Annotated in this window: 7 protein-coding genes; 6 read left to right on the top strand and 1 reads right to left on the bottom strand. The window is 57.1% G+C overall.

Features of this window, described 5'->3' with window-relative positions:
- Positions 1-130 precede the first annotated feature (130 nt).
- Together P775_RS12745 and P775_RS12740 are read left to right on the top strand one after the other, a co-directional pair.
- Entirely contained in the window at positions 131-787 is a 657-nt protein-coding gene (locus P775_RS12745) for a ferric reductase-like transmembrane domain-containing protein (RefSeq protein WP_008282880.1), read from the top strand.
- A gap of 108 nt (positions 788-895) precedes the next feature.
- On the top strand, positions 896-2,239 hold the full coding sequence (locus P775_RS12740; RefSeq protein ID WP_008282879.1) for an APC family permease: 1,344 nt from the start codon (positions 896-898) through the stop codon (positions 2,237-2,239).
- A gap of 11 nt (positions 2,240-2,250) precedes the next feature.
- Here the strand turns inward: P775_RS12740 and P775_RS12735 are convergent, their stop codons facing one another.
- The gene (locus P775_RS12735; RefSeq protein WP_245875675.1) at positions 2,251-2,955 is read right to left on the bottom strand and encodes a hypothetical protein; all 705 of its coding nucleotides are present in this window, start codon (positions 2,953-2,955) and stop codon (positions 2,251-2,253) included.
- 360 nt (positions 2,956-3,315) lie between these two features.
- Between P775_RS12735 and P775_RS28945 the strand changes: the two genes are divergently transcribed.
- From P775_RS28945 to P775_RS12715, 4 genes are all read left to right on the top strand, one after another.
- Entirely contained in the window at positions 3,316-3,987 is a 672-nt protein-coding gene (locus tag P775_RS28945; protein ID WP_245875674.1) for a hypothetical protein, read from the top strand.
- A gap of 73 nt (positions 3,988-4,060) precedes the next feature.
- Positions 4,061-4,282, top strand: coding sequence for a putative periplasmic lipoprotein (locus tag P775_RS12725; protein WP_226892491.1), 222 nt, complete (start codon positions 4,061-4,063; stop codon positions 4,280-4,282).
- Positions 4,282-5,745: a TolC family protein gene (locus P775_RS12720; RefSeq protein WP_099911350.1), complete on the top strand. Its 1,464-nt coding sequence runs from the start codon at positions 4,282-4,284 to the stop codon at positions 5,743-5,745. The genes P775_RS12725 and P775_RS12720 overlap by 1 nt, the downstream gene beginning before the upstream one ends.
- Before the next feature lie 11 nt (positions 5,746-5,756).
- The coding region (locus P775_RS12715) for a multicopper oxidase domain-containing protein (RefSeq protein WP_180287429.1) at positions 5,757-6,543 on the top strand (787 nt) is incomplete at its 3' end.

Below are 6,543 nucleotides of genomic sequence, written 5' to 3'. Positions count from 1 at the left end.
CATGCCAACATCCTATGCCCTTCGGGCTGTGGGTGTCGCACTTCAATCTTGAGACCAAGAACATACGGTATCTGAAACCATGATGAAAAAACCCGCCCTTCTGCGGCACGTACTAATCATAGGAACGTCCGTGCTGACGGGATACCTGCTGCTTGCTTCGCGTGCCGAGTGGTCGGAGATGCACCGCTACAACCGAGCGCTGGGGGATCTTTCACTGCTGCTCATCGTTGCTGCAATGGCGATTGGGCCGCTCGCACGCTTGTCGTCTGCGCCCTTTTTACGGAAGCTCATGCCGTACCGACGCGAGCTCGGTATTTATGCGGTTCTGGCGGCGACGGTGCATACCATCATCATACTGATCGGCTGGGTCGAGCTTGATTTTGCACGGCTGTTCGGTTTTGAGTTTCACCCCCAGCTGCAACGCTACGTGATGCTTCAGCACGGGTTTGCGCTGGCCAATGTGGTTGGGATCGCGGCACTGCTCTACGGCTTTGTGCTTGCCGGTACGTCGAATAATTTCAGCCAAAGGGTACTTGGCACGTCCGTGTGGAAATACATCCAGCAGGGCGCTTATGTTCTGTGGTGGCTGGCAGTGCTGCACACGGCCTATTTCTTGTTCTTTCATTTTCTTGATTTTCACCGCCAAATGCCTGAGCCGAACTGGGCGCGATGGCCGTTCGTTGCCCTTGTGGCGTCAGTTATCGCTCTGCAAGGGGCCGCCGTTGTAGTCACATGGCGTTCGCAAACTTCCCGGCGGATCTACGGCGCACCCTCGCAACGGGAGTAGTCGCGATTTCATCAGACGCCCAGGGTCGGGACTTCTGGCGGCCTGAAACCTATCGGGTGGGCATGCGCAGAGGCGTAACGACCTAAAAAGCAACCAAGGCAGATCGAAATGCAGAAACACAATAAAAACCACGATGGGAACGACGGCTACCGTGAAGGCTCGATCAGCCTTGGCGGAGCTGTTGCCATGGGCACGGGCGTGATGATCGGTGCGGGCATCTTTGCCCTGACCGGACAAATCGCCCAGCTGGCTGGACCACTATTTCCACTCGCGTTCATCGCTGGTGCCATCGTGACCAGCTTCAGCGCTTACAGCTACATTAAGATGTCGAACGCCTGGCCCTCGGCAGGGGGCATCGCGATGATCCTTCAGAAATGCTATGGATCGGGGGCGGTCGCGGCGGGAGCGGCGCTTTTGATGGCGCTCAGCATGGTGATCGCGGAAAGCCTCGTCGCACGGACATTCGCCACTTATGTCTTGCGGCCTTTCGATATCACGGGCGGGCCACTTGTGCCCGTTCTGGCGGTTGCCGTGATCGTGTTCGCATTCTTGGTCAACATCGCAGGAAACCGCTCCGTCGGGCTATTCTCTCTAATCATGGCGGCGATCAAGATCGGGGGCATCGCGCTGTTCGGTATCGCAGCACTCTGGTCAAGCGGGTTTCAGTTCGCAGCCGCGTCAGAAACGGCCGAGACCTTTGGAGTGACAGGCTTCATCGCGTCCGTTGCGCTGGCGATCCTTGCCTTCAAGGGCTTTACCACGATCACCAACAGCGGCGGCGAAATCACCGATCCCCACCGCAATGTGGGCCGCACTATCATGCTGTCCATCGCGATCTGCGTGGTGGTCTACCTGCTTGTGGCCTTTGGCGTGGGCGCGAGCCTGACAATCGACGAAATCATCGCCGCGCGCGACTATTCGCTGGCCCAGGCGGCTGAGCCCGCACTCGGGCAGGTCGGCTTTTACTTGACGGTCGTGTTGGCGGCCGTGGCCACGGCATCCGGCGTGCTGGCCAGCGTTTTCGCAGTGTCGCGGATGCTGACCATGCTGACGGAGATGAAAATGATCCCGCACAGCCATTTTGGCATGTCCGGGGCTGTCCAGCGGCATATGCTGGTCTATACAGTCGTTATCGCCTCGACGCTGGCCGTGCTCTTTGATTTGGGACGGATCGCATCCCTTGGTGCCTTCTTTTACCTCGTCATGGACATGATCATACATTGGGGCGTGTTCCGCTATCGTCGAACCGAAGTTGGCGCCTCCAGTATCGTGCTTTTGTCTGCGCTTTCTCTCGATGCAATTGTATTGGCAGCTTTCACCGTAATGAAGCTTCAAAGTGATCCAATGATCGTTCTGTATGCGGCTGTCGGAATGATCGCTGTCTTCGCTTTCGAGCGCGTTTACTTGTCGCGATGGTTGGCACCTCAGGCCGCGCATTCCCACGGTGAATAGCCAGCCATCATCTAGCCCTGAAGGTATGCGATGCCTTGTGCACCGATTGCGATCAATCCGACCGACAGGGCAAACGCAAACAAGGCGAGCAGCATCAAGCCCGCTTTTATTGGCAAGCGACGAACAGTCGGTCCAAGAAATTCCGACTGCCCGAAAGCTGAAACATATAGCGGCAGCGCGCTGATCATTGTCGCATAAAGATAAACTCCGGAGATGTTCTCAAATAACGCCGAACGCGCAAGGGTTGGGGCAACGACCGACAACGCGGTTGCACGACTGCCCCCGAATGACTCGAACCAGTCGGCAGACAAAACGTAGATCAATGCGTGGAGGCTTGGAAAGAGAATGGCTCTGAGCAAGATATCCACCAGCACGAAAAACGCCATATCTCGGCGGGCGACCTTTGGTTTCTGTATCACCGCGAAAAGAAAAAAACTGACATAGTTTACGGCAAAAACTACGGGCAGACCGTTGGTCGTAACTTGCCTCAGAAAGCGGGCCAGCGATGGCCCGCCGGCGGCAAGAGCCGCTGCAAAGCCCGGCGAAAGCAAGATATAAAGGCAGAGGACCGGCAGTAACGCTGCGAGGCTGAATGCCAAGACAATGCTCACAAACTGAATACCGGGCATGTCGACGGAGAAAAACCTCTGCATGTAAGAACGTTGGCACATATACGGCTTGAGATCGAGGATGTTGAACCTGCGTTTGGGAACCAAGCATTCGCTCCAGCTCTTTGGAACGAATGAAATTTAAGTTTCGAAATCTCCTGAACCGCGTTCCATGTCTCAACTGCAGGCCGAGCGACATAACAAATGGTAGGTTACTGCCGGACCTAGTTGCGGAAATGTTGATAGCATTGGAAAGTAGCTTTTCTGCATGTCTTACGCTGGCGGTAATTTTCAGAACGGAATATTCCTATCCGAGTGGGCGGGCTCCTTTCAGGGTCTATTGCAATCTGCGCGGAGATCGCGGCCATCGTGCCGCTTCCATGCAAAAGCCCATCATGGCTGCCGACCCAGATGCAAAAGTTTCGTGCGATCTGACTGCACCTATCGTCGGCGTCGACAGCACTCTGGATGAAACTGCATTGGCCGCAGCGATCAGCGCTGCGGGCTTTGTCTCCGAAAAACTGGCTGAAGTTCGGTAACACAAGACGCGTCAGCAACGCTCCGCTGAGCGGGAGCGAGGCTTTGGCCCTTTACATGTTTCCGATATGCAACATTTTTAACAGCAGCGACCGTATTTCGCCTGTTTCACAAAAAAGCGGCAAACCTTCCTGCGCTGGACGGATTGACGACATGGTTCCGGTATCCGATATCTTGCTCATGAACTTTCGAGTTGTCATATCAAGCTGGTCAAGGGCGTTTACGTGCATTGCGTTTGCGCTGGCATTGGTATTGTCACCACCTTCTGCCGCTCACGCGGCGTCCGGCATGCATGACGGACATCAAGCCAAGTCTGTTGGTGTCGTTGGTGCTGCAGAGGCCCATCACACTGGAAGCGGTGCGCATCACGCGCATGAGACGCTTAAGGTCGCAAGCGACATCGGCATGGCAGCGTCAGACAAGGATGGCAAAGAGCAACAAACCCAAGAGTGTTGCAACGGCATCTGTATTTCTGTCGTCTTCATCGAAGACACCAAGATCAGAGCAGAGCCGGTTGGTACAAGTGAATATGTCATTCTGGACGGTCAAACGTATTCGGTAGAAACAGCAGGGTTTCTTCGGCCCCCTCGATTCCTGATCTGAACCGGCGCCCAAATCGGGTGTGAGCCTTGCGCAGATTCTGCGTGAGACAACGTTCACCAATCAGGTTACTTTCATGAAAATTCATCTACTTATGGGGGCTTCGGCCCTCGGGCTTGGCGCATGCGCCTATGAGCCCACCCCGTTGCCGTCCGTCGCGACCCAACAGGCCGTCGTCAACACGGCAGTTTCATCGCCGATCAGCTATCAGGACCCCTTGGCGGGCTACACCTATCGCGGCCCTACAGGTCCCCGCGACTGGCGTTCCGTCAATCAAGAACAGACGGAGGGCAACTGATGCGGGTATCGAAGTTTCCGCTGGTTTTCGGCTTTCCGCTAATCTTGGGTGCCTGTGCTACAGCTGTGCCGGGCATCTACACGGAACCAAAAGCTGGCTTCGCCAATATTTCCAGCCAGGTCACACCAGCCATTGGCAAACGGACAGCCTTCGCCGAAACCCAGGCCGAAAACGAGGCACTGAAAAAGCAGGTGCACGCAATGGTGCATCGCAAGACCATTTCGGCGGACACCGCCGTTCAGGTCGCGCTTCTGAACAACAAGGGGTTGCAGGCGTCCTATGCGAACGTTGGCCTATCGGCCGCAGAGGCCTGGCAGCAATCGACGCCGGAAAACCCGATCGTCGCAATCGGTATACTGGGCATCGGTGCGCCCGAACTGGGTGCCTACAGGGCGATCGAAGGACTGATCCGGTCGAACGTGCTCGATGCCACCACTCGCAAGCAGCGTACGGCCATTGCAGACGCAAACTTCCGGCAGGCTCAACTGAGCGCCGTGAACGACACACTCGCACTGGCCAATCAGACGCGGAAGGCATGGGTCGATGCCGTAGCCGCCTTCGAGGCCGTGAGCTATCTGCGCCGTGCGAAAGCGACGTCTGACGCCGGATCGGAATTAGCGATGAGACTGGGCGAGACCGGCGCGCTTAACACAGCCGGGCAGGCCCGTGAACAGGCATTCAATGCCGAACTCGCCGGACAACTTGCCCAGGCACGCTTGAATGCTACCCGGTCCAAAGAGCAGCTGACCAGGCTCATGGGGCTGTGGGGCACCGAAGTCGACTATTATGTGCCCGATGCCCTTCCTGCGCTGCCGCGTTCCGTCGGCCGTGTGACTGACATCGAAGCGAAAGCATTGCGAAATCGGGTTGATCTGCGCGTTGCCAAACTTGGCCTGGAAGCACAGGCCAAAGCGTTTGGTCTGACTGATCAGACTCGCATTATCAGCGATCTCGAATTCATTGCCGGGTTCGAAGCGGAGCGGGAAATTGAGGACGGAGAAACGGAGACCGTGACCACCCCTCAGGTGGAGGTGGAGTTCGCAATCCCGATCTACGACACCGGGAAGGCACGGATGCGCAAGGCGGAATTGTCGTACCTGCAAGCAGCCAACGTGCTGGCAGAAAGAGCCGTCAACGTCCGGTCCGAAGCGCGTGGTGCTGAAGCCTCCTATCACGCCGCGTATAAGATCGCCCGCCACTATCGCGACGTTCTGGTGCCGCTACGCACGACCGTCGAAGAAGAGGGTCTGCTGTCCTATAACGGCATGATCACCAACACTTTCGAGCTGCTGACAGACGTGCGCGAGAAACTGGGCGCATCACTGGAAGCGGCAAACGCAAAACGCGAATTCTACATGGCACAGGCTGATCTGACCGCTGCGATCTATGGCGGCGGCGAAGGCGGTGGCGGTGCTGGTGGAGAAGGCGCGACACTTGCCGCCGGTGGCGGCGCAGGACACTGAAAGGAACTGACATGCTAAATAGACGTCAATTACTCGGAGCCGGCGCGGCAGGTGCAACGCTGGTCTCTTCGAAAGCCTGGGGTCAAACCCTGAACATGGGCCTGCCCGAAGCTGCCCAAATGGATAGCGCAGCAACGGCGATCACGGCGCGTCCCAATTCCGGGCCGGACTACACACCTGTGGTCACATTGAACGGGTGGACCCTGCCGCACCGGATGAACAACGGGGTGAAAGAGTTCCACCTCGTGGCCGAACCGGTAGAACGCGAGCTTGCCGACGGCATGATTGCGCATTTGTGGGGCTACAACGGCCAATCCACCGGCCCGACGATCGAAGCTGTCGAAGGCGACCGGGTGCGCATCTACGTCACCAATAAGCTGCCGGAAGGCACAACGGTGCACTGGCACGGGCTCATTCTTCCCTCAGGCATGGATGGGGTCTCCGGGTTGAGCCATCCAAGCATCCCGCCGGGCAAAACCTTCGTCTACGAATTCGACTTGGTGAAGTCCGGAACGTTCATGTACCACCCCCACGGCGACGAAATGGCGCAGATGGCGATGGGGATGATGGGCATGTTCGTGGTCCATCCCAGGGATCCGGCCTTCATGCCGGTGGATCGCGATTTCCTGATTATGCTGAATGCTTTCGACATCGATCCGGGGACATATGTACCCCGCATCATGACGATGACGGATTTCAACCTTTGGACCTGGAACAGCCGGATCTTCCCCGACATCGATCCGCTGGTCGTGAACAAGGGCGACCGGGTGCGAGTACGGGTTGGGAACCTTACGATGA

The organism is Puniceibacterium antarcticum (assembly GCF_002760615.1).
GTDB classification, from domain to species: domain Bacteria; phylum Pseudomonadota; class Alphaproteobacteria; order Rhodobacterales; family Rhodobacteraceae; genus Puniceibacterium; species Puniceibacterium antarcticum.
This window is presented reverse-complemented; position numbering and strand designations above follow the sequence as displayed.

Bases quoted from the DNA above. Each gene is read 5' to 3' on its own strand.
- P775_RS12725 (WP_226892491.1), top strand. From the start codon at position 4,061: ATGAAAATTCATCTACTTATGGGGGCTTCGGCCCTCGGGCTTGGCGCA.
- P775_RS28945 (WP_245875674.1), top strand. From the start codon at position 3,316: ATGAAACTGCATTGGCCGCAGCGATCAGCGCTGCGGGCTTTGTCTCCG.
- P775_RS12720 (WP_099911350.1), top strand. From the start codon at position 4,282: ATGCGGGTATCGAAGTTTCCGCTGGTTTTCGGCTTTCCGCTAATCTTG.
- P775_RS12740 (WP_008282879.1), top strand. From the start codon at position 896: ATGCAGAAACACAATAAAAACCACGATGGGAACGACGGCTACCGTGAA.